At 48.4% G+C, this 832-nt stretch carries 1 protein-coding gene; it reads right to left on the bottom strand.

Translation table 11 applies throughout. The features are described 5' to 3' along the window. The coding region (locus ACWF4Z_RS38355; protein WP_452248113.1) for a condensation domain-containing protein at positions 1 to 832 on the bottom strand (832 nt) is incomplete at both ends.

The following is an 832-nucleotide window of genomic DNA, read 5'->3' as shown; positions in this document are numbered from 1 at the left end:
CATATCCATTGACCGCTCGCATAAGACAGCCGCAGTTCTTCCTTCGCCAGCTCCAAGAGAAAGAATGCCGCGGGCTAAACGATTGGCCCGTTCATTCAGTTCACGATAAGTAAGTGATTCGCCTTCATATTGAAGCGCAGTGTGGTCTGGCGTATTCGCCGCTTGCTCCTCAAACAGCTGAACAATTGTTTTATCTTTAGGATAAGGTGTTCTGCCCGGGTTAAACTGCTGAATTTGCGAAGCAGCCTCCTCTTCAGAAAGAAGCTTATACTCGGAAATCCGCTTCTCCGAATCAACCGCAGCCTCTTCAAGCAAACGCGCAAAATGCGTAAGCAGCCTGTCTGCCGTGCTTTGTTTAAACAGCTTCGTGCTGTAATCCAAATCAAGCTCAATGCCTTCATCGGTTTCTCTCGCCTGCACCGTCAAATCAAATTTGGCAATCTTGAAATTGGTCTCATGAACAGACAAGGACAGATCGTCGACAGCCGGAATGCCCTCTGTCGCGTTTTGAAGGCTGAACATCGTGTCAAACAGCGGATGCCTGCTAACATCACGCGGGATGTTCAATTCTTCAACAAGCCACTCAAACGGATAGTCCTGATGAGAAAAGGCATTCAGCACCCGTTTGCGGACACGCGAGATCAATTGGATAAACGTCTCATCCTGCTTCACCTCACTGCGAATCGCAAGCGTATTGACGAACATCCCGATAATGCCCTCTGTATCGGAGTGATTTCTGCCCGCTGACGGTGTCCCGACAATGATGTCATCCTGCCCCGTATACTTTGACAAAAGCGTATAGTAAGCGGAAAGCATCACCATATATAAAGTG

The organism is Kribbella sp. NPDC055071, assembly GCF_053608045.1.
This window is presented reverse-complemented; position numbering and strand designations above follow the sequence as displayed.